Origin of the sequence: Robertmurraya kyonggiensis (assembly GCF_005116465.1) — a bacterium.
GTDB classification, from domain to species: Bacteria; Bacillota; Bacilli; order Bacillales; family Cytobacillaceae; genus Robertmurraya; species Robertmurraya kyonggiensis.
Map to the genome: position 1 here is coordinate 1 of NZ_SWBM01000011.1, position 21,376 is coordinate 21,376.

Below are 21,376 nucleotides of genomic sequence, written 5' to 3' on the forward strand. Positions count from 1 at the left end.
TCCGGTGGCGATAGCGAGAAGGTCACACCCGTTCCCATACCGAACACGGAAGTTAAGCTTCTCAGCGCCGATGGTAGTTAGGGGCTGTCCCCTTGTGAGAGTAGGACGTTGCCGGGCAAAGCGAAAGAGTATCTAATGAGGTACTCTTTTTTTGATCTAAAGCTCTAATAAAGATGAGTGTTGAATTTTCATTGAAAAATAGGAGGAAAAATTCCGGCTAATTCAAGAATTTCACCTATATATCTATAAATAAGCGGAGTTTTTCCGGTTAAGCTATACATTTTTCAAGATTTTAAAGCTTTGTAGGTCAATTAGCGGAAAATCTCCGCCTATTTCACCTAATATCCATTAATTTCTCAAAATAAACGGAATTTCTCCGGTTAAGTGGGTATCGTGGGTACACCTGCCGAAAATCAAAAAATCAACAATGAACGAGTGAAGCTGACGAAGAGATCCGACGGTCATAGACGACTAGAGTCCAAGCACGGAAGTTAAGCTTCGGCGCCGATAGTAGTTAGGGGCTGTCCCCTTGTGAGAGAAGGATGTTGCCGGGCAAGGTAAATAAGAAAACTTCAAAAGCCTCTTAGCTTATTAAAATGAAATTCCGCTAATCACTCCATAAAATCCATGAAAAAAAGCCCCATGAGGGCCCTTGCCTATGAATAAATTTCAGGTGTATTAATTTTCTTTAGTTTCTTTAAGTAATATTTATATTGAGGGTCTCTTGTATCCGTAGAAATAATGCTTTTTTCACAGTGTGAGCAGATAAAAGATGTATATAGATGAATGCCCTCAACTTTTGATTGCTCGCAAACGACACATAATTCCCCAGGGTACTTCTTTGCTAATGACGAACTCAAGTAACTCCACCTCCACACAACTATTCTGCCCATAAATCCCCTATTCTATAACAATTTTTAGAATATTCGCGTGCTAAAAGGAGGGTAAAATTCATATCGAAAACTTGATGAAGAGGTTAATCTTAGTTTATGTTACGAATTCGCATTCGTTGTATGTCTTCTAAAGATTTTTAGATAAATTATTCTTTTATTGGTAAAATAGATGAGTGTACAAAAATTGTTGGTGATAAAATGAATCAGTTTGATACGCCTTTATTTGAGGCTTTAAAAAAACATAATGAAGAAAAGTCAATTTCACTACATGTTCCAGGACATAAAAATGGCTTGCTGTTACAGTCGACTCCCTTTTTCCAAGACATACTGAATATCGATGTAACAGAATTAACGAATTTAGATGATCTTCACTCTCCAGAAGGAGCTATTTTAGAAGCGGAGGAACTTTTAGCTGATGCATATAAGGTGGAGCGAAGCTTTTTTCTTGTGAATGGGTCTACCGTTGGCAACCTTGCAATGATGATGGCCACCCTGAAAAAAGGAGACATTGCTTTTATTCAGAGAAACTGTCATAAATCCGTTTTAAATGGAATTGAGTTAACAGAGGCACAGCCTGTACTTCTTGGTCCAGAACAGCATGAAGACTGGGGAGTGGCAGGAGGGGTATCTCTTGATACGATAAAAAATGCCTATGCATTATACCCTGATTGCAAAGCGATTATTTTAACCTATCCGAATTATTATGGCATGACTTTTAATTTGAAAGAAATTATTCAATTTGCTCATGATAAACATATACCGGTACTCATTGATGAGGCGCATGGGGCACATTTTATTGGAGGCGAGTATTTTCCGCCATCTGCTGTTGAATTAGGAGCAGATGTGGTTGTGCAATCTGCTCATAAAACTTTGCCTGCGATGACAATGGGGTCGTTTTTGCATGTCAACAGTGAGTATGTTTCTGTAGAGAGAGTAAATCACTATTTACGAATCTTACAATCAAGTAGCCCATCTTATCCGCTTATGGCGTCATTAGATGTGGCTCGGAGTTATATAGGGACATATACAAAAGAGGATGAAGCCTTTCTAAAAGAATCGGTAGAGGTCTTTAAGAAGGAATTAGGAACTTTAGATTATGTGAAGGTGTTAGAATACCCTAATCATCAGGGAGATCCATTAAAGCTGACACTACAATCACGTTGCGTCAAGACAGGCTTTGAATTACAGCGTGTGTTTGAAGAAAAGGGAATCTATACAGAAATGGCGGATCCTATTAACGTTTTGCTCGTATTGCCATTGTTGAAAAAGAATATGTCTTTTCCATTTGATGAAATCATGAAACAACTGAGGGAGATTAATCTTCCTAAACAAGAAACAAAGGGAACATCTGACTATTTTCATAAAGAAAAAATATCGATATTACATAAGCTGCATTCAAATCGAGAGGTAAGTGTGCCGATTGAAGATACTGAGAATGATATATGTGCGGAAACAATAATTCCTTACCCACCTGGGATTCCTCTTTTACTAAAAGGGGAAATGATCACAAAAGAGGATGTGAAAGGCCTCATTCATTTAGTGAATTCAGGAGCCAGATTCCAAGGGGGAGCGCTCTTAACAGAAGGGAAATTGAATGTTTTTACACAGAAAGAAATTTAAGAATGACCGAGCGTTATACGCTTTTCTTAGTAAAATTGGAGGATAACAATGACTAAAGGAATATTTATTACATTTGAAGGTCCTGAAGGGGCTGGCAAAACAACAGTTCTGCAGATGCTTTTAGAGAAATTGCAAGCAGACGGAGAGAAGGTATTGTATACAAGAGAACCCGGTGGAATTGAAATTGCTGAGCAAATTCGCAATGTTGTTCTAGATAAGAACAATACGGCGATGGACCCTCGAACAGAAGCTCTTCTGTACGCAGCAGCTAGAAGACAGCACTTAGTTGAAAAAGTAGAGCCAGCATTAAAAGAAGGTTATATTGTACTATGCGATCGATTCATCGATAGTTCTCTAGCCTATCAAGGTCATGCGAGAAAGCTAGGGATTGATGAGGTCTATAGCATTAATCGTTTTGCGATCGAGGATATGATGCCAAAACTAACTTTGTATTTTGATATAGAACCGGAAATTGGTCTTGAGAGAATTAATAAAAGCAGTGAGCGAGAGGTTAATCGACTGGATTTAGAAAATCTTCAATTTCATCAAGATGTTCGTGAAGGATACCAGATTTTATTAAAAAGATTTCCAGAAAGAATGTACAAAATCGATGCAGGGCAAACAATTGACGCTGTATTAGACGCAGCTTATCAGAAGGTAAAGGGATTGTTTTAATCCTAATTGCAAACAGACATGTCTTAAAGATGATTCTTTAAGGCATGTTTGTTTATGCGGATTTCCTAAAGATTCAATCTATCGGATTTTCCATAACCTGTTATAATAGACATAATACAAACGGAAAATTAAAGGAGCTGGTATTATGAAGTTGATTATAGCAGTGGTGCAAGACAAGGACAGTAATCGATTATCAAGTGCCCTAATGGACCATAATTTTCGTGCGACAAAACTAGCAAGTACCGGCGGGTTTTTGAAATCGGGAAATACGACGTTCTTGATCGGAACAGAGGATATCCGGGTCGATAAAGCGTTACAAGTTATCAAAGATAATTGTCAGGCGCGGGAGCAAATGGTTGCTCCGGTTTCACCGATGGGTGGCAATGCAGATACTTATGTACCGTACCCTGTCGAAGTAGAAGTTGGTGGAGCAACAGTGTTTGTATTGCCAATTGAACAGTTTCATAATTTTTAGTACCTGAAATAAAAGTAAGAGAGATGATAGATGTGAGTATGTGGGAAACCTTAGAAGAAATGCAACCAAACGTTCTGAAAATGTTAAAGAATAGTATACAAAAAGGTCGGTTAGCCCACGCTTACTTATTCGAGGGGATGCGAGGGACAGGGAAGAAAGAGATTAGTCTGCTTCTTTCGAAAAGTCTTTTTTGTACGAATCCAATCGAAGGATATATTCCCTGTGAGACGTGTCATAACTGTAAAAGGATTAATAGTGGCAATCATCCTGATATTCATGTGGTTGAGCCAGATGGGGCGTCTATTAAGAAGCATCAAATCCAGTCCTTACAGGAAGAGTTCTCGAAAACAGGGGTTGAGTCAAAACGGAAGGTGTACACGATTGTCCATGCTGATCGGATGACCGTGAACGCTGCAAATAGCTTGTTGAAATTTTTAGAGGAGCCAACCGCTGAAACAACGGCGATTTTATTAACTGAACAAGCCCAACAAATTTTACCAACCATTCTATCGCGTTGCCAAATTGTGACTTTCAAACATTTATCTCCAGATCATTTGATTCAAAAATTAATAGAAAAAGGCGTTTCAGAAAAAAAGGCACCAATCATTGCACAACTTACCAATAATTTGGATGAAGGACTTCTTCTAAGTAATGATGAATGGTTTGCACAAGCCCAAAGCATAGTGGTAAAATTATATGAAGTATTAAGAAAAAATCCACTTGAAGCTTTAGTCGCGCTTCAAGAAAATTGGTTCTTACACTTCAAAGAGAAAGAGCAGATCGATCAGGGACTAGATTTAGTACTTCTAATCCTTAAAGATTTATTATATATACAGCTTGGGAAGCAGAACCAGGCTGTTTATTTGGACGAGAGCAGTCGTCTTGAACAATTTGCTTTGCAAACATCTGGACAGCGCCTAGCCCATCAGATGACGGCTGTGCTGGACGCTAAACGAAAGTTGCATGCAAATATGAATCCGCAGCTGCTTATGGAGCAGCTTGTGCTAGAATTGCAGGAGGGATCTACCTTTGTATAATGTAGTAGGTGTCCGCTTTAAAAAAGCGGGGAAAATATATTATTTTGATCCCGGAGATCTCTTAATTCAGAAGGACGATTTTGTAATCGTGGAAACGGTTAGAGGTGTAGAGTATGGGAAGGTCGTCATTGGTCCAAAGCATGTGGATGAACATGATGTTGTCCTCCCACTCAAAAAAGTTCTGAGAATTGCCGATCAAAAGGATCGTCTGATCGTAGAGGAAAATAAGCAATCCGCGAAGGAAGCTTATGAGGTTTGTTGTGAAAAGGTTGATCTTCATCAGCTGGATATGAAACTTGTTGATGTCGAATACACCTTCGATCGGAATAAAGTGATCTTTTATTTTACAGCGGATGGTCGGGTTGATTTCAGAGAATTGGTGAAGGATTTGGCTGCCATTTTTAGAACTCGCATTGAGTTAAGACAAATTGGTGTCCGCGATGAAGCCAAGATGCTTGGTGGCATTGGCCCATGTGGTCGTATGCTTTGCTGTTCTAGCTTCCTCGGCGATTTTGAACCTGTCTCTATCAAAATGGCGAAGGATCAAAATCTCTCTCTTAATCCAACGAAAATCTCTGGATTATGTGGTCGACTCATGTGCTGTTTAAAATATGAGAATGATGAATATGAATCAGCAAAGGAACAGCTTCCGGATGTTGGCGAAATTATCGGCACACCAGCTGGTCTAGGGAAAGTTGTTGGTTTAAATATTTTAGAACGTATTCTTCAAGTAGAAATGATAGACCAAGAGCGTGTCCTCGAATATACACTGGATGAAATATTAAAGGAAGGCGCTATGTAGGAATCCACAGACGATTGAGGTGGAAGCGTGAATAAAAAAGAAATCTTTGATTCAGTGAGTAATATGGAAGAGCGAATTGGACAGCTGTATCAACAGCTCGGTGAGTTAAAAGAGCATTTAGCGGAAATACTGGAAGAGAATAACTCACTGAAACTAGAAAATGTTCATCTAAGACGTCGGCTAGAACATACAACCTCTGATGTAGAGCAATTGGATCAAAATCAGAATCAAAAGAAAGCATCTGGGCATCCAGATGAAAAAATCGTAGATATCGGTGAAGGTTATGATAACTTAGCCCGACTCTACCAGGAAGGATTCCATATATGTAATTTGCATTTTGGAAGTCCTCGTAAAGAAGGAGATTGTCTTTTCTGCCTATCTTTTCTTAATAAAAAATAAGTTGGTCTTCCCCACACGGGAAGGCTTTTTTTTCAACTAGGAGGATCAAAATGGTTCAATTGAAAGATGATGAGCGTCTGGATTATTTATTGGCAGAGGATCTACGAATTATCCAGAGCCCATCGGTTTTTGCCTTTTCTTTGGACGCCGTGCTACTTGCGAGATTTGTCTATGTTCCTATTCAAAAGGGGAACTTAATTGATTTATGTAGTGGCAATGGAGTTATCCCTCTATTTCTTAGTGCCCGGACTAAAGGAAAGATTACAGGGGTAGAGATTCAGGAGCGACTCTATGATATGGCGTTAAGAAGCATGGAGTATAATCAACTTGAAGATCGTATTCAGATGATTCATGGGGATATTAAGGATATGCCATGTGAGCTAGGGAACGGAAAATTTGATGTGGTGACTTGTAATCCTCCCTATTTTCCAACGCCATCTAAGGAAGAGATTAATGCGAATGAACATTTGGCTATCGCTCGCCATGAAATTTATTGTACGTTAGAGGATACGATTCGTGTCGCAAGCCAGTTGGCTAAACAAGGTGGGAAAGTAGCCTTTGTTCATCGTCCAGGTCGATTAGTGGATATTGTTACGCTCATGCGTCAATATCGATTGGAGCCAAAAAGAATTCAGTTTGTGTATCCAAAAAGGGGCAAGGAAGCAAACACCCTTTTAGTCGAAGCAATCAAGGATGGGAAATCCGATTTAAAAATACTTCCCCCGCTATATGTGTACGAAGAGAACAATGAGTACACACCGGAAATAAAGGAAATTCTCTATGGAGATAAGGCGTAGTAGAGAAAATAAAGAGGTTTAGGTGAACGAACATGTGGCAGCAAAAAAGCTTTGAAAATGAACAAACGAAAGGGATCTTATATTTAATCCCAACGCCAATTGGAAACTTAGAAGATATGAGCTTTCGGGCGATCCGACTTTTAAAAGAAGCGGACCTAATCGCAGCGGAGGATACGAGAAATACAAAGAAGCTCTGCAATCATTTCGAGATTGCTACACCAGTTGTCAGCTATCACGAGCACAATAAAGAGACAAGTGGGGAAAAGCTAATTGAAAAGTTGAAGGACGGTGCAAAAATTGCGCTCGTGAGTGATGCCGGAATGCCAACGATCTCAGACCCTGGCTATGAATTAGTTGTTGCAGCGACAAATGAGAATTTAACAGTCGTGCCTCTTCCAGGAGCAAATGCAGCACTTACAGCTTTAATTGCATCTGGTCTATCAACACAGCCCTTTTACTTTTATGGTTTTTTACCAAGACAGAAAAAAGACAAGAAGCGGGAGCTAGAGGAGCTTTCAAAATTGATGTCTACCGTGATTTTCTATGAATCTCCGCATCGTTTAAAGGAAACGTTACAGCTTATGTTGGATGTGTTTGGAGATCGCAAGGTTGCCCTTTGTCGAGAGTTAACGAAACGATACGAAGAGTTTATTCGTGGAACGATGAGTGAAGTCGTTGAGTGGTCGCAAACGGATGAGATTCGAGGAGAGTTCTGTATCATTGTTGAAGGAAGTCCGGAACGAGCGGAAGAAGCCAATGTGTGGTGGGAATCTTTATCTCTAGTCGAGCATATTGAACACTATATTTCCGTGAAAAACTATTCGTCCAAAGATGCGATCAAGCAAACTGCGAAGGATCGAAACTTAAATAAAAGAGAAGTATACCAAGCGTATCATGTTGAAGAATAAGATTAAAAAAGGCTCCTCACAAAAGAGGGGCCTTTGAATATTTTAAATTTATGCTTTAACTGTGAAAGCGTCTTGGATTTCTTTAACTAGCTTTTCTGCACCGTCACGGCTTAAGATTAACTTACCGTCAGCGAATGTCATGTTGTCATCAGAAACTTCACCAGTTACTTGGCAAGTCATGTTCGGTAAGTATTTCTTTAGAATGATACGCTCGTCATCTACGTAAATTTCTAAAGCATCTTTTTCTGCAATTCCTAATGTACGTCTTAATTCGATCGGAATAACCACGCGACCAAGTTCATCAACCTTACGAACAATACCTGTAGATTTCATATTAAAATCTCCTCTCAATCTCCAAAAATATATTTTTATCTATCTATTTTTCGCCATAATTCGACAAAATTTTCTCTAAACCAATAATAACAGTAATTCCCATAAACGTCAATAATTTTATTTGTATTTTTTTAGTAATTATTGGATCATTTGTTACATTGATTTTACATCGTGTTATTTGTAAATTTCAAGAAAAATGCATTAGATATCTAAAAATTCATTATATTCAGGGATTTATTTTTACGACATGAATCGACAAAGTTCTTCTTTTTTCTTCTTCATTAGCGTATGTGATAAGCACCTCCCTTTTGAATTGCGAGAATATTCCTGTTCTGTTTGCACATTTTCTTATTTTTAGGTATATTTTGATGATAGAATAGGTAATGATGACGAGTGTATTTCTTCATATATAGATAGTATTCGTCTGAAATATATTTTTTGTATCCCTATAAGGAGGGAAATTTATGCAGGAACATTCAAAAACGTTTTATTTAACTACCCCCATCTATTATCCAAGTGGAAATCTACATATAGGGCATGCGTATACGACAGTTGCTGGAGATGCAATGGCTCGCTATAAACGCATGCGTGGTTTTGATGTCATGTACTTAACTGGAACGGATGAACATGGTCAAAAGATCCAGAAAAAAGCAGAAGAAAAAGGTGTCACACCACAAGAATATGTTGATGAAATTGTGGCAGGTATTCAAGATTTATGGAAGAAGCTTGATATTTCTTATGATGATTTCATTCGAACTACTGAAGATCGACATAAAGAAGTAGTAGAGAAAATCTTTGCTCAGCTATTAGATCAAGGGGATATCTATTTAGATCAATATGAAGGCTGGTACTGTACGCCTTGTGAATCATTTTTCACAGAACGTCAATTAACGGACGGAAATTGTCCGGATTGTGGAAGACCTGTTGAAAAAGTGAAAGAGGAGTCTTACTTCTTTAAAGTGAGCAACTATGCAGATCGTCTGCTGCAATACTATGAAGAAAACCCTGAGTTTATCCAACCGGAATCTCGAAAAAATGAAATGATTAATAATTTCATAAAGCCAGGATTAGAAGATTTGGCTGTATCCCGTACAACATTTGATTGGGGCATCAAGGTGCCTGGAAATCCGAAACATGTTATTTATGTTTGGATTGATGCTTTATCCAACTATATTACAGCATTAGGTTATGGTACTGACAATGATTCGAAGTATCAGAAGTATTGGCCTGCTGATGTACATTTAGTCGGAAAGGAAATTGTTCGTTTCCATACGATTTATTGGCCAATTATGTTAATGGCTTTAGATTTACCACTTCCGAAAAAAGTATTTGCTCATGGCTGGCTTTTGATGAAGGATGGAAAAATGTCAAAGTCAAAAGGGAATGTTGTTGATCCCGTTACGTTAATCGATCGTTATGGCTTAGATGCACTTCGCTATTATTTGCTGCGTGAAGTTCCATTTGGATCTGATGGGGTTTTTACACCTGAAGGATTTGTAGAGCGAATTAACTTTGATCTAGCAAATGATCTTGGAAATCTCCTTAACCGTACAGTTGCGATGATTGATCGCTATTTTGATGGGGTTATTCCAGTATACAAGAGCTCAAACACTGAATTTGATCAGCAGTTGCTTCAAGTGAGTGAAGAGACTGTTCAAAAGTATGAAGAGTCCATGGAGAAGATGGAATTCTCTGTTGCCTTAACAACTTTATGGCAGTTAGTGAGCAGAACGAATAAATATATAGATGAAACACAACCTTGGGTGTTAGCGAAGGAAGAGAAATTCGAGGAGCTAGGTTCTGTCATGGCTCATTTGGTTGAATCTCTAAGAAGAACAGCGATTTTACTACAACCGTTCCTTACTCGTACACCAGGAGAGATTTTCAATCAATTGAATGCGAATGCTCCTGAACTTACTTCTTGGGAAAGCTTATCTCAGTTCGGTCCGATTGGAGAAGGCGTTAAGGTGGCAAAAGGAAATCCAATATTCCCACGTCTTGATATCGAAGAAGAGGTTACTTTTATTAAAGAGAAGATGCAAGGAGCTCCAACTCCAGCTCCAGTGGAAGAGAAAAAAGAAGAAAAGCCTGATAGTGAAGAAATCACGATCGAGGACTTTATGAAGGTTGATTTACGTGTTGCTCAAGTAATTCAGGCGGAGCCAGTTAAAAAGGCAGATAAATTACTAAAGCTTCAATTAGATTTAGGGTACGAAAAGCGCCAAGTCGTTTCTGGAATTGCCCAATATTATAAGCCAGAAGAGTTGGTTGGTCGTAAAGTCGTTTGTGTAACGAATCTTAAGCCAGTGAAGCTACGTGGCGAGCTTTCTGAAGGAATGATTTTAGCAGGTTCTAAGGATGGACAGTTATCATTAGCAACCATTGCGGAAGCACTTCCTCTCGGAGCACGAGTAAAATAAAGTTTTGTGATCTAGCTTCAGCGGCTAGCCCCTCGATTGAAAAATAAAGAACATTTTTCATTGGTCGCTTCAGACCAGAGAACGAGGTCAAAAAACGATCTCATCCTCTAGTTTTCCAGCGCTTGTCTGGGCTGGGCGAGCAGCTTCCGCTTTTTGATAGACATAGAAATGTTTCACGTGTAACAATTTGCGCGAGACAGTTCTATGTTTTTCTTTTATTAAAATATTGATGATTACTGCTAAATAGGTTTTTTTAGTAAAAATCGTATATATGGAGATAATTTTCGAGAGATAGAAACTATTTTATCGAGATAATGAAACGAGAGATTAAATAAATGTAACTTAAGAGAAAAGAATGATACATAAAAATAATATTTGCTTGGAAGGGAGAATTTTGATGTTATTTGACACACATGCTCATTTAAATGCCGAACAATTTGACGAAGATCTACAAGAAGTCATCGAACGAGCTCAGCAAGAGGGCGTAGAAAATATGGTTATTGTTGGCTTTGATCGTCCAACGATTACAAGAGCGATGGAGCTCGTAGCACAGTTTGATTTTATGTACGCAGCTGTTGGTTGGCATCCTGTTGATGCAATTGATATGACAGATGAGGATTTGGCTTGGATTGAAGAGCTTGCGAACCATCCCAAAGTTGTAGCGATTGGGGAAATGGGGTTGGACTACCATTGGGACAAGTCTCCGAAGGACATTCAGAAGGAAGTATTTCGGAAGCAAATTCAACTGGCGAAAAGAGTGAAGCTTCCAATTGTCATTCATAATCGAGAAGCAACGGCTGATATTGTAGAAATCCTAAAAGAAGAAGGCGCTAGTGAAGTAGGGGGAATCATGCATTGCTGTAGCGGAAGTGTAGAAGTAGCAGAAGAGTGCATAAACATGAATTTCTATATTTCATTAGGTGGACCAGTTACATTCAAGAATGCACGGAAACCAAAAGAGGTAGCAGAAGCCGTTCCACTGGACAAACTTTTAATTGAAACAGATTGCCCGTATTTGGCTCCTCACCCTCATCGCGGAAAACGCAATGAGCCAGGTTATGTTAAATTAGTTGCAGAGGAAATTGCAACTCTTAAAGGGATCACTTATGAAGAAGTTGCGAAAAAAACAACCGAAAATGCCAAGAAATTTTTCGGCATTAAATGATATAGAATGCTGTCGAATTAGGATGAGGCTTGTCCAATTAAATTCTCATTCTAAAAAGTTCTACATGTCTCCTTTTCTTCATAGGATAACCGTGTCGATAACTCTCTCTTTTCATCTATGGATAAATTTTGCATAATAGGGAATATGTTCAGGGGAGGAGTAGATGGGTTGACATCAAGAGGTTAAGTCTATATAATCACTCGAGAGAGAAGGAGGCGTTTTTCATCGTAATCAAAAACATGAAAAACCTGTTTTCCAAGTCTTTGAGTAAAAAGAAATTGACCGTTATTTTAGCTAGTTTCGTAGTTTTTGCTGCAGCCTTTGGGTTTGTATTCTACGAAACAACGAAAACAACAGTAGCACTTACGCTAGATGGTCAAGAAAAAGTCGTTAAGACACATGCAGCAACAATAGAAGAAGTATTAAAAGAGTTAGATATTTCACTTCACTCAGAAGACTATGTATCACCATCAGCCGATACGAAAGTAAAAGAGAATCTTAAGGTTGTATGGGAACCAGCAAAACAGGTCCAAATGGTAAAGGGAAACGAAAAGAAACAAGTCTGGACAACAGCCGATACGGTTGGAGAGTTTTTAAAAGAGCAAAAAATAACCTTGAGCGAGCATGATAAGGTTCAACCCACAATAGATTCAAAACTTAAAGACGATCTACATATTCAAGTAGATAAGGCTTTTTCTGTAACACTCTCTGACGGTGGGAAAGAAAAGCAGGTATGGTCAACTTCGACTACGGTCGCTGACTTTTTATTACAACAAGGAATCACGCTAAATGAATTAGACCGTGTAGAACCAACTAAGGACGAATCCGTCACTGAAGAGACTAAAGTTATGGTCACTCGAGTTGAAAAAGTCACCGATGTAGTGGAAGAACCAATTAAATTTGCTGTTGTGACGAAGAAAGATCAAGCCCTGACAAAAGGAACAGAAAAAACAATTACCTCAGGTCAAGAAGGACTCGTTAAGAAGGAATTTGAAGTTGTTCTTGAAAACGGTAAGGAAGTATCACGAAAGCTACTGAATGAAACGACTGTGAAAGAAAAGCGTGATAAGGTAGTGGCAGTTGGTACAAAAATGATTGCACAAACAGTATCTCGTGGTGCAGATAACGTAAGTAAAGAATTCTATGTAAGCTCTACAGCTTATACAGCTAATTGTAATGGCTGCTCTGGAACAACGGCAACGGGTTACAATTTAAAAGCGAACCCAAATGCGAAAATTATAGCGGTTGATCCAAGTGTCATTCCATTAGGAACAAAGGTGTATGTAGAAGGGTACGGTTATGCCGTAGCTGCTGATACAGGTGGTTCTATCAGAGGCAATAAGATTGACGTATTCTTTTCGTCAAAATCAGATGCGTATCGCTGGGGCAGAAAAACGGTAAAAATTAAAATTTTGAACTAGTTACTAATACATTTAGTTTAGATATATTTAAACCTTACTTACGAATAGGTTTGTTTTTGAGCAGGGGGTTATCCTCTGCTTTTTTTTGCTATTTGTGAGATGCACTTTGTTTTTTTACTCGTTTTTCATTACACTTGTATAGACGAACAACATTACAAAAATGTTTCAGTTATTTATCAATTTTTTCAAAAAAAATGATCAAAGAGAAGCTTTCGAGATTTATTGGAGGATTTATGAAGATTAAAGAAATCATCGTCGTAGAAGGTAAGGATGATACGACCGCGATAAAAAGGGCTGTTGAAGCAGATACCATTGAAACCAATGGCTCGGCCATTAATGAAGAAACGATTGAAAAGATAAAGCTTGCGCAAGCAACAAGAGGCGTAATCGTTTTTACAGATCCGGATTTTCCTGGTCAAAAAATTAGACAAACGATTACTGCTCACGTTCCAGAATGCAAACACGCATTCATTCCCAAAGAGGATGCTCTTCATAAGCACGGCAGGGGAGTAGGAGTCGAACACGCATCACCAGACGTCATACGCAATGCATTAAAGGATGCGTATCTGATGATGGATGATGCAGTCGAGGAAATCTCTCAGGAGGATTTACTAGTCGCTGGCTTAATTGGTGGCACCGGCTCGAAGGAACGAAGAGTAAAGCTTGGAAAGCTCCTTAAAATCGGTTATACCAATGGAAAGCAGCTACATAAACGACTACAGATGTTTCAAATTACGCAGGAGGACTTTGCGCAGGCCATAAAAGTGATACAGCAGGAGGAGAAGGATGAATAAAGATATTGCAACGCCTGTCAGAACGAAGGCGATTTTAGAAAAACACGGATTTTCTTTTAAGAAAAGTCTAGGACAGAATTTCTTAATCGACACAAATATATTAAATCGGATTGTGGATCATGCCAATCTGACAGAAGATTCGGGTGCGATCGAAATTGGCCCTGGTATCGGTGCTTTGACAGAGCAATTATTGCGTAGAAGTAAAAAAGTAGTCGCGTTTGAAATTGATCAGCGATTACTGCCTATTTTAGAGGAAACACTTGCTCCTTACCCAAATAAGAAAATCATTCACCAGGATGTTCTAAAAGCGGATGTCGCTTCGATTGTCGCAGAGGAATTTGCAGGGATTGAGGATGTCATGGTTGTAGCAAATTTACCTTACTATGTGACGACTCCGATTATCATGAAGCTACTTGAAGACAAGCTACCGATCCGGGGGATTGTCTGTATGCTACAAAAAGAAGTGGCGGAACGTATTGCTGCGAAGCCAGGGACTAAAGACTATGGTTCTCTTTCCATTGCTGTTCAGTATTATACGGAAACAGAGACAGTTATGATTGTTCCAAAAACGGTGTTCGTGCCACAACCAAATGTTGATTCAGCAGTTATTCGTCTAGCTGTGAGAAAAACACCACGAGTGTCCGTAAAAGATGAGGCATTTTTCTTCACAGTGACAAGAGCAAGCTTTGCTCAACGTAGAAAGACAATCCTAAACAATCTTACGAGCCAGCTTCCTGCTGGAAAAGAGAAGAAGGAACAAATACTCACTGCCTTAAGTGAAGCAAGTATCGAACCAACTAGAAGGGGAGAAACCCTTTCTATTGAGGAGTTTGCAGTATTAAGCGATGCTCTATATCCTTACTTTATTTAATTATGGCTACACGCTGGAGGTTCTTATTGGAGCCTCCTTTTTTTATTGTCCGACAAAAGCACATGTTTCTAGTCAAATGCATATTTTGAAATAAAGTGATTGCTGTTTTTTAGTGGAGTTACAGAGGGAAGGTTGATATTTTTGCCGACTATTACCTCTATGAACGAAAAGCTAGAGGGCTCTACTTGGATGAATTGGAGTGACTTTATGTGACGATAAACCTCATGGACATTGTCGGAAGAATTTCTTATAAATGCGATATTCTGTTCCGAGTCATTGATATTAAAGAAGAAAATGGTCAAAAAATAGCTGTCTTATATGGTGAGGATTTTCGTTTAATCGCTGATGCTCCTTATGAAGATCTATTGGTCATTGATCAAACAAAGCGGATGCAGCTGACACGAGAATTTCGCTCTCTAGAGGAACAGTCCTATCGATTGTTTCAACAAGATATAGATTTATTGCAACAGAAACAAGAGTATGCAACAACAGACGGCTATACAAAAAAGGTTAATTATTTTCAAATGCCGGGGCGTGTTCTTCACATTGATGGGGATCCAACCTACTTAAAGAAATGCTTGAGTCTTTACGAAAGGATTGGGATTCCGGTAACAGGCATCCATTGTAACGAGAAAGAGATGCCTCAGAAAATTGGTCAACTTCTTGAGTATTACCGTCCAGATATCCTCGTGATTACAGGCCATGACGCCTATTCGAAATCGAAAGGTTCCATCACTGATATTAATGCGTACAGACATTCGAAATACTTCGTTCAAACCGTTACAGAGGCTCGTAAAAAAATTCCTAATTTGGACCATCTCGTAATTTTTGCTGGTGCTTGCCAGTCCCATTTTGAATCCCTTATACATGCCGGAGCCAATTTTGCTAGTTCACCGACACGGGTGAATATCCATGCTTTAGATCCTGTCTATATAGTGGCGAAAATTAGTTTTACCCCTTTTATGGAAAGAATCAATGTTTGGGATGTGTTGAGAAATACGTTAACAGGGGAAAAGGGATTAGGTGGCGTTGAGACGAGGGGGATTTTGAGAACTGGAATGCCGTACACCGCAGAGAATCAGGAATAAATTTTTCGACAATAATTATATAAAAACCAAGTGGGGGGCAAACATACCTCCCACTTTAGTTAAATTGGAATAATCCGCATCATTATACTATTTTGTATAGCTATACATATTCTTGTCAAAACAGGAAAGTATATTAAGGAAGGTTATTTTCGTTAACGTGAAGTAAGGGAAAGTTATTTTTGCTATCGCCAAAAAGCTTAATTGTAGAAAATTAGAAAAAAATGTGGAATAAAATATATTGACAATCATTTTTAAACACTGTTATAATTTATATTTTTGTGTTTGACTTTATTGTGTCAGTGTGTTATACTTTACATAGTGAGGTGGACCGAATGGCAAAAACTTTAGTTGATATTAAGAAAGCCCTGGATTCAAATTTAGGGAAAAGATTGTTGCTTAAGGCCAACGGTGGACGTAGAAAGACGATTGAACGTTCAGGTATTTTGGCTGAAACTTATCCATCGGTATTTGTGATTGAGTTAGATCAGGATGAAAATGCATTCGAACGTGTATCGTACAGCTATGCAGATGTACTTACAGAAACGGTTCAAATTACCTTCTATGAAGATACAACAGGACAAGTAGCGTTAAGCTAAGTTATATTGTGTGAGCAGTGAACAATGGTTTGCTGCTTTTTATTTTGCACATTTTTTAACCTTTCGTTATTCATAATAAGAATACGTAGTGAAGAAAGGAGCTGTTCGTTTTGGGCAGAAGACGAGGTGTCATGTCAGAGGGCTTGAAAGAAGAGCTTGCCAAAGAGTTGGGCTTTTATGATGTTGTCCAAAAAGAAGGTTGGGGCGGTATTCGAGCAAAAGATGCTGGAAATATGGTTAAGCGAGCAATTGAACTCGCAGAGCAGCAGCTAGCCAATAAGCAATAACCTTTTCAGAAAATAATTGAATTCACTACGTTAAAGTCGGGGCCAACTAGCCCCGGCTTATTCAATTTAGTATACTTTCATAATGGAGAAATAAATGAGAGTTATTTTCGCTAGCACGAAAAAACTCAGCTATTTTTGCTAAAGCAAAAAAGCATTGTTCTTTTCGCTAAAGCAAAAAAACATTGTTCTTTATACGAATTGTGAAGAAGAGCACGTCTAGATAAATTGTTTTATGGTACAATAGGACGAAAAATGGATGAATTTCTCACGTCATGTCCATACATATAATATTAAGGTGAAAAAAGGATCGATGGAAAGCTGTTTTCGCTAGCGCGAAAAATATTAAGGAAAGCTATTTTCGCTAACGCGAAAAAGCATAGTTATTGTTGCTTTGCAAAGGATTAAGGAAAATTATTTTCGCTAACGCGAAAAAATTCAAGTAGGTGGATTTTTTGAAGGTTTTGTTAAAGGCACCAGCCAAAATTAATTTATCGTTAGATGTTTTACATAAACGTCCAGATGGCTATCATGAGGTTGAAATGATAATGACAACGATTGATTTAGCCGATCGGATTGAGCTTACTTTGTTATCTGAGGACACGATTAAGATCACTTCGCAAAATCGTTTTGTTCCGGATGATCAACGGAATCTAGCTTACCAAGCAGCGAAATTGCTGAAGGATAAATTTCAGGTAAAAGAAGGCGTACAAATTAACATAGAGAAAACAATCCCTGTTGCGGCCGGTCTTGCAGGTGGAAGTAGTGATGCAGCGGCCACACTAAGAGGGTTAAATAAGCTCTGGAAGCTCGGATTGACCATGGACGAGCTAGCGGTACTTGGTGCGGAAATCGGTTCAGATGTTTCATTTTGTGTGTACGGTGGGACAGCGCTTGCGACAGGTAGAGGAGAAAAGATTGAGCATCTTCCTGCGCCTCCGAGTTGTTGGATCGTTCTCGCAAAACCATTGATTGGGGTTTCAACGGCAGATATTTATCGTCGTCTTCAATTGAATGGGGTTTCTCATCCAAACACTGCAGGAATGATTGAATCGATTCATCAACAAGATTTTGCCGGTGTTTGCAAAAATGTTGGCAATGTTCTAGAGGATGTTACATTGAATGTGTACCCGGAAGTAGCTCAAATCAAAGAGCAAATGTATCGATTTGGTGCAGATGCTGTTCTGATGAGTGGCAGTGGACCAACAGTCTTTGCATTAGTCCAGCATGATTCTAGAATGCATCGTTTATACAATGGATTAAGAGGGTTTTGTGACCAAGTGTTTGCGGTTAGAATGCTAGGGGAAAGGCATACTCTTGATTAGATCCGTATATTAATGATATATTAACGATAAAATATTCGGATTAAAAGGAGGTTTGAATGGTGAAGTTTCGTCGAAGTGAACGTCTGATCGATATGACGAATTATTTACTAGACCACCCTAGAGAGCTTGTATCTCTGTCATTTTTCTCAGAAAAGTATGGGTCAGCAAAATCCTCTATTAGTGAGGATTTAGGAATTATTAAAGAAGCCTTTGAACAGAGAGGCATCGGTACATTACAAACGGTTCCAGGAGCAGCAGGTGGGGTTAAGTTTTATGTGAAGGTTTCGGAAGAGGAAGCAAGACCCTTTGTTCAGGAACTATGTGAGTTAATTGCGAAGCCTGATCGCCTCTTACCTGGTGGGTATTTGTACATGATGGATTTACTAGGTGATCCTTCTATTTTACAAAGAGCAGGACGACTATTAGCGTCAGCTTATGTTCATACAAAAATCGATGTGGTAATGACAGTTGCTACTAAGGGTATTCCGTTAGCTTACGCGGTTGCGAGCCAGTTGAATGTTCCGGTTGTGATCGTGAGAAGGGACAGCAAAGTAACAGAAGGCTCAACGGTGAGTATCAATTATGTATCGGGTTCTTCAAAAAGAATTCAAACAATGCTTCTTTCAAAAAGAAGTTTAGAAGAGGGCTCAAATGTGCTAATCGTGGATGATTTCATGAAAGCAGGCGGAACGGTTAACGGCATGATCAGCTTATTAGATGAATTTAATGCCTCTGTAGCAGGAATTGCTGTTTTGGTGGAAGCGGAAAAAACGGAAGATCGATTAGTGGACGATTATCTATCTCTTGTTAAACTATCTGATGTTGATGTGAGAGAAAAAAAGATCACAGTTAGTGAAGGAAACTATTTTCAAAAGATAGAATCTTTATTAGTATAAAAATGATAGGGGGCTTCACTTATGAAAGTAGTGCAAACAAATCTGGCACCAGCTGCGATTGGTCCTTATTCACAAGGGATTGTCGTAAATGACTTATTTTATAGCTCAGGACAAATTCCGTTAACTGCTTCAGGTGAAATGGTAGTAGGCGATGTGAAAGAACAAACACATCAAGTATTTAAAAACCTCCAAGCTGTCCTACAAGAAGCAGGGGCTTCGTTCGAGACAGTGGTAAAGGCAACCGTATTCATTAAGAGTATGGATGACTTTGGAGCGATCAATGAAGTTTACGGTGAGTATTTTTCAACTCATAAACCAGCTCGTTCTTGCGTTGAAGTTGCAAGACTACCAAAAGATGCATTAGTAGAAATCGAAGTCATTGCTCTAGTAAAATAAGATCCTTTAATCACAAGGATCTCCCTTTTCTAGTATTTTTTGAAAGCGGGTTCACAATTTAGACCCAATTTTTAAAAAATTTTTACAGAAAAGAAGGAATACTAGAAAATTTGTGGAATTAATTAACTAGATTTGTATCTATTTGCAAAGGTGGTGAACAAAATGGAAGTAACTGACGTAAGACTACGCCGTGTAAATACAGATGGACGTATGAGAGCGATCGCATCGATTACACTTGATAATGAGTTTGTTGTTCATGACATTCGCGTCATCGACGGAAACAACGGTTTGTTCGTGGCTATGCCAAGCAAACGTACTCCGGATGGTGAATTTCGTGATATCGCTCATCCAATCAATTCTGGAACACGCGGTAAAATCCAAGAAGCTGTTTTGGCTGAATACCACCGTCTAGGTGAATTAGAAGTTGAATTTGAAGAAGCCGGAGCTTCATAGGATATAGCAACAAGGGCCTACTGCATCAAGTAGTGCCTTTTTTTATGGGAATTATTTTCATTCTTCACCTCGAATTCTTACCCGAAATTCTCCATTCCTAAACCTCTACTAAAATATTTTTGATAAGATCCTCTAAAAGTAATATTTCTAAAATGCACCTTTTGCCCCAATTAGCATTAGGATAGACACTTCCCTTTTTGCGTTGACAATTATTTGTACTTTGTGATGTTTCCTTGAAATAGTTGTGTTTTTAGGATATATTCTTAATGGATTAAATTTAATTTTTTGCAGAAAAATCAAGCGCATTTGCTTTAATTTTTCTTTTTAATATTTTGGGTTAAATGGAGGACTGTCAATGTCTAAACGTTATGCGGTCGTATTAGCCGCAGGTCAAGGGACAAGGATGAAGTCAAAGCTTTATAAGGTTTTACATCCCGTATGTGGCAAGCCAATGGTTCAACATGTTGTTGATCAAGTTTCTAAGCTTGATATGGACCATATTGTCACAGTAATTGGCCATGGTGCAGAACTAGTGAAATCTCAATTAGGTGATAAGTGCAGCTATGCATTACAAGCCGAACAGCTTGGAACTGCTCATGCAGTTATGCAAGCACAAGAAATGCTTGAAGGCAAAGAGGGAGTAACACTAGTTGTTTGTGGAGATACGCCTTTAATTAAAGCTGAGACAATGGAAGCACTGTTGAAACAGCATGAAGAGACAAATGCTAAAGTAACAGTCTTAACGGCTTATACAGCTGATCCGACAGGTTACGGTCGTCTTATCAGAAATGATAAAGGATTCGTAGAAAAGATTGTTGAGCATAAGGATGCATCAGACGAAGAGCGTAAAGTTAAAGAAATAAACACAGGTACATATTGCTTTGACAATCAAGCGCTATTTGATGCTCTCAAAAATGTTTCGAATGAGAATGTCCAAGGCGAGTATTATTTGCCAGATGTGATCGAGATTCTAAAAAATCGTGGTGAAATCGTAACGGCATTCCAAACGGATGATTTTGATGAAACGCTTGGTGTAAACGATCGAGTTGCTCTTTCTCAGGCTGAAGGCACTTTAAGAAATCGAATCAATGAATTTCATATGCGTAATGGCGTAACGATTATTGATCCGAAAAATACGTATATTGATGCCGATGTAGAAATTGGTCAAGATACGATTATTTATCCAGGGACCGTTCTTACTGGTCAAACAAAAATTGCTTCTGATTGCCAAATTGGACCGAACAGTGAGATTAAGAATTGTCATATTGGAGAAGGCACAGTCATTCGACAATCGGTTGCGCATGATAGCCAAATTGGTGCAGACGTAAATATTGGGCCTTTTGCTCATATCCGTCCGCAATCAGAAATACATGATGAAGTAAAGATCGGGAACTTTGTAGAAATTAAGAAGACTGTATTTGGTAAAGGCAGCAAAGCATCGCATTTGAGCTATATTGGAGATGCTGAGGTTGGTCGTGATGTGAATATTGGTTGCGGCTCTATAACTGTTAATTATGATGGTAAAAATAAATTCCTAACTAAGATTGAAGATGATGTGTTCATTGGTTGCAATTCTAATTTAGTGGCACCTGTAACCGTTGGAAAAGGGGCATACGTTGCTGCTGGTTCAACAGTCGTTGAAGATGTTCCAGGGAATGCATTAGCTATTGCAAGAGCTCGTCAGGTTAATAAGGAACAGTACGCAGAGAAAATCAAAAATAAATAAGA

23 protein-coding genes and 1 rRNA gene are annotated in these 21,376 nt (G+C 38.7%); 22 read left to right on the forward strand and 2 right to left on the reverse strand.

Annotation, left to right across the window (positions count from 1 at the left end):
- A 5S ribosomal RNA gene (gene rrf / locus FA727_RS22570) occupies window positions 1-117 on the forward strand.
- A 539-nt stretch (window positions 118-656) separates the two neighbouring features.
- On the opposite strand, the gene FA727_RS22575 is transcribed toward rrf, so the two are convergent.
- Window positions 657-860 carry a sigma factor G inhibitor Gin gene (locus tag FA727_RS22575; protein WP_136833719.1) on the reverse strand — a complete coding sequence of 68 codons (204 nt, stop codon included), beginning with the start codon at window positions 858-860 and terminating at the stop codon, window positions 657-659.
- Between the two features lie 231 nt (window positions 861-1,091).
- On the opposite strand from FA727_RS22575, the gene FA727_RS22580 reads away from it, so the two are divergent.
- From FA727_RS22580 to rsmI, 8 genes are all read left to right on the forward strand, one after another.
- The gene (locus tag FA727_RS22580) at window positions 1,092-2,513 is read left to right on the forward strand and encodes an aminotransferase class I/II-fold pyridoxal phosphate-dependent enzyme (protein ID WP_136833720.1); all 1,422 of its coding nucleotides are present in this window, start codon (window positions 1,092-1,094) and stop codon (window positions 2,511-2,513) included.
- Window positions 2,514-2,561: 48 nt separating this feature from the next.
- The gene (gene tmk, locus FA727_RS22585; RefSeq protein WP_136833721.1) at window positions 2,562-3,188 is read left to right on the forward strand and encodes a dTMP kinase; all 627 of its coding nucleotides are present in this window, start codon (window positions 2,562-2,564) and stop codon (window positions 3,186-3,188) included.
- A 145-nt stretch (window positions 3,189-3,333) separates the two neighbouring features.
- Entirely contained in the window at window positions 3,334-3,663 is a 330-nt protein-coding gene (darA, locus tag FA727_RS22590; RefSeq protein WP_136833722.1) for a cyclic di-AMP receptor DarA, read from the forward strand.
- Between the two features lie 38 nt (window positions 3,664-3,701).
- Window positions 3,702-4,700, forward strand: a complete 999-nt coding sequence (gene holB, locus FA727_RS22595) for a DNA polymerase III subunit delta' (RefSeq protein WP_281280948.1) — start codon at window positions 3,702-3,704, stop codon at window positions 4,698-4,700.
- Complete coding sequence (locus tag FA727_RS22600) at window positions 4,693-5,502, forward strand: PSP1 domain-containing protein (RefSeq protein ID WP_136833724.1); 810 nt, start codon at window positions 4,693-4,695, stop codon at window positions 5,500-5,502. The genes holB and FA727_RS22600 overlap by 8 nt, the downstream gene beginning before the upstream one ends.
- 27 nt (window positions 5,503-5,529) lie before the next feature.
- Window positions 5,530-5,901: a DNA replication initiation control protein YabA gene (gene yabA / locus FA727_RS22605; protein WP_136833725.1), complete on the forward strand. Its 372-nt coding sequence runs from the start codon at window positions 5,530-5,532 to the stop codon at window positions 5,899-5,901.
- Window positions 5,902-5,951: 50 nt separating this feature from the next.
- Window positions 5,952-6,698 carry a tRNA1(Val) (adenine(37)-N6)-methyltransferase gene (locus tag FA727_RS22610; protein WP_136833726.1) on the forward strand — a complete coding sequence of 249 codons (747 nt, stop codon included), beginning with the start codon at window positions 5,952-5,954 and terminating at the stop codon, window positions 6,696-6,698.
- Window positions 6,699-6,730: 32 nt separating this feature from the next.
- Window positions 6,731-7,606 carry a 16S rRNA (cytidine(1402)-2'-O)-methyltransferase gene (gene rsmI, locus FA727_RS22615; protein WP_136833727.1) on the forward strand — a complete coding sequence of 292 codons (876 nt, stop codon included), beginning with the start codon at window positions 6,731-6,733 and terminating at the stop codon, window positions 7,604-7,606.
- A 48-nt stretch (window positions 7,607-7,654) separates the two neighbouring features.
- Here rsmI and abrB read toward each other — a convergent pair whose 3' ends face one another.
- Complete coding sequence (gene abrB / locus FA727_RS22620) at window positions 7,655-7,939, reverse strand: transition state genes transcriptional regulator AbrB (protein WP_126410789.1); 285 nt, start codon at window positions 7,937-7,939, stop codon at window positions 7,655-7,657.
- Window positions 7,940-8,403: 464 nt separating this feature from the next.
- On the opposite strand from abrB, the gene metG reads away from it, so the two are divergent.
- The 13 genes from metG (at window position 8,404) to glmU (ending at window position 21,374) form a co-directional block, all read left to right on the forward strand.
- Window positions 8,404-10,359: a methionine--tRNA ligase gene (metG, locus tag FA727_RS22625; protein WP_136833728.1), complete on the forward strand. Its 1,956-nt coding sequence runs from the start codon at window positions 8,404-8,406 to the stop codon at window positions 10,357-10,359.
- A 397-nt stretch (window positions 10,360-10,756) separates the two neighbouring features.
- Entirely contained in the window at window positions 10,757-11,524 is a 768-nt protein-coding gene (locus FA727_RS22630) for a TatD family hydrolase (protein ID WP_136833729.1), read from the forward strand.
- Window positions 11,525-11,763: 239 nt separating this feature from the next.
- Entirely contained in the window at window positions 11,764-12,945 is a 1,182-nt protein-coding gene (locus tag FA727_RS22635; RefSeq protein WP_136833730.1) for a resuscitation-promoting factor, read from the forward strand.
- A gap of 233 nt (window positions 12,946-13,178) precedes the next feature.
- Window positions 13,179-13,739: a ribonuclease M5 gene (rnmV, locus tag FA727_RS22640; RefSeq protein WP_136833731.1), complete on the forward strand. Its 561-nt coding sequence runs from the start codon at window positions 13,179-13,181 to the stop codon at window positions 13,737-13,739.
- Entirely contained in the window at window positions 13,732-14,610 is an 879-nt protein-coding gene (rsmA, locus tag FA727_RS22645) for a 16S rRNA (adenine(1518)-N(6)/adenine(1519)-N(6))-dimethyltransferase RsmA (protein ID WP_136833732.1), read from the forward strand. Before rnmV ends, rsmA begins: the two co-directional genes overlap by 8 nt.
- Before the next feature lie 209 nt (window positions 14,611-14,819).
- The gene (gene yabG / locus FA727_RS22650) at window positions 14,820-15,698 is read left to right on the forward strand and encodes a sporulation peptidase YabG (RefSeq protein ID WP_136833733.1); all 879 of its coding nucleotides are present in this window, start codon (window positions 14,820-14,822) and stop codon (window positions 15,696-15,698) included.
- Window positions 15,699-16,030: 332 nt separating this feature from the next.
- Window positions 16,031-16,294 (forward strand): biofilm formation stimulator Veg, encoded by a 264-nt coding sequence (veg, locus tag FA727_RS22655; protein WP_126410796.1) that lies wholly within the window; start codon window positions 16,031-16,033, stop codon window positions 16,292-16,294.
- Window positions 16,295-16,404: 110 nt separating this feature from the next.
- Window positions 16,405-16,581, forward strand: coding sequence for a small, acid-soluble spore protein, alpha/beta type (locus tag FA727_RS22660; protein ID WP_126410797.1), 177 nt, complete (start codon window positions 16,405-16,407; stop codon window positions 16,579-16,581).
- A 452-nt stretch (window positions 16,582-17,033) separates the two neighbouring features.
- A complete protein-coding gene (ispE, locus tag FA727_RS22665) occupies window positions 17,034-17,903 on the forward strand; it encodes a 4-(cytidine 5'-diphospho)-2-C-methyl-D-erythritol kinase (protein WP_136833734.1) in 870 nt (289 codons plus the stop codon).
- Window positions 17,904-17,962: 59 nt separating this feature from the next.
- A complete protein-coding gene (gene purR, locus FA727_RS22670; protein WP_136833760.1) occupies window positions 17,963-18,799 on the forward strand; it encodes a pur operon repressor in 837 nt (278 codons plus the stop codon).
- 21 nt (window positions 18,800-18,820) lie between these two features.
- Window positions 18,821-19,195 carry a 2-iminobutanoate/2-iminopropanoate deaminase gene (ridA, locus tag FA727_RS22675; protein ID WP_136833735.1) on the forward strand — a complete coding sequence of 125 codons (375 nt, stop codon included), beginning with the start codon at window positions 18,821-18,823 and terminating at the stop codon, window positions 19,193-19,195.
- A 162-nt stretch (window positions 19,196-19,357) separates the two neighbouring features.
- Complete coding sequence (gene spoVG / locus FA727_RS22680; RefSeq protein ID WP_003347151.1) at window positions 19,358-19,648, forward strand: septation regulator SpoVG; 291 nt, start codon at window positions 19,358-19,360, stop codon at window positions 19,646-19,648.
- 355 nt (window positions 19,649-20,003) lie between these two features.
- Entirely contained in the window at window positions 20,004-21,374 is a 1,371-nt protein-coding gene (gene glmU, locus FA727_RS22685; protein ID WP_136833736.1) for a bifunctional UDP-N-acetylglucosamine diphosphorylase/glucosamine-1-phosphate N-acetyltransferase GlmU, read from the forward strand.
- Window positions 21,375-21,376: the final 2 nt, after the last annotated feature.

Bases quoted from the DNA above. Each gene is read 5' to 3' on its own strand.
- FA727_RS22580 (WP_136833720.1), top strand. From the start codon at position 1,092: ATGAATCAGTTTGATACGCCTTTATTTGAGGCTTTAAAAAAACATAAT.
- tmk (WP_136833721.1), top strand. From the start codon at position 2,562: ATGACTAAAGGAATATTTATTACATTTGAAGGTCCTGAAGGGGCTGGC.
- darA (WP_136833722.1), top strand. From the start codon at position 3,334: ATGAAGTTGATTATAGCAGTGGTGCAAGACAAGGACAGTAATCGATTA.
- holB (WP_281280948.1), top strand. From the start codon at position 3,702: ATGTGGGAAACCTTAGAAGAAATGCAACCAAACGTTCTGAAAATGTTA.
- FA727_RS22610 (WP_136833726.1), top strand. From the start codon at position 5,952: ATGGTTCAATTGAAAGATGATGAGCGTCTGGATTATTTATTGGCAGAG.
- rsmI (WP_136833727.1), top strand. From the start codon at position 6,731: ATGTGGCAGCAAAAAAGCTTTGAAAATGAACAAACGAAAGGGATCTTA.
- abrB (WP_126410789.1), bottom strand. From the start codon at position 7,939: ATGAAATCTACAGGTATTGTTCGTAAGGTTGATGAACTTGGTCGCGTG.
- metG (WP_136833728.1), top strand. From the start codon at position 8,404: ATGCAGGAACATTCAAAAACGTTTTATTTAACTACCCCCATCTATTAT.
- FA727_RS22630 (WP_136833729.1), top strand. From the start codon at position 10,757: ATGTTATTTGACACACATGCTCATTTAAATGCCGAACAATTTGACGAA.
- FA727_RS22635 (WP_136833730.1), top strand. From the start codon at position 11,764: ATGAAAAACCTGTTTTCCAAGTCTTTGAGTAAAAAGAAATTGACCGTT.
- rnmV (WP_136833731.1), top strand. From the start codon at position 13,179: ATGAAGATTAAAGAAATCATCGTCGTAGAAGGTAAGGATGATACGACC.
- rsmA (WP_136833732.1), top strand. From the start codon at position 13,732: ATGAATAAAGATATTGCAACGCCTGTCAGAACGAAGGCGATTTTAGAA.
- veg (WP_126410796.1), top strand. From the start codon at position 16,031: ATGGCAAAAACTTTAGTTGATATTAAGAAAGCCCTGGATTCAAATTTA.
- ridA (WP_136833735.1), top strand. From the start codon at position 18,821: ATGAAAGTAGTGCAAACAAATCTGGCACCAGCTGCGATTGGTCCTTAT.
- spoVG (WP_003347151.1), top strand. From the start codon at position 19,358: ATGGAAGTAACTGACGTAAGACTACGCCGTGTAAATACAGATGGACGT.
- glmU (WP_136833736.1), top strand. From the start codon at position 20,004: ATGTCTAAACGTTATGCGGTCGTATTAGCCGCAGGTCAAGGGACAAGG.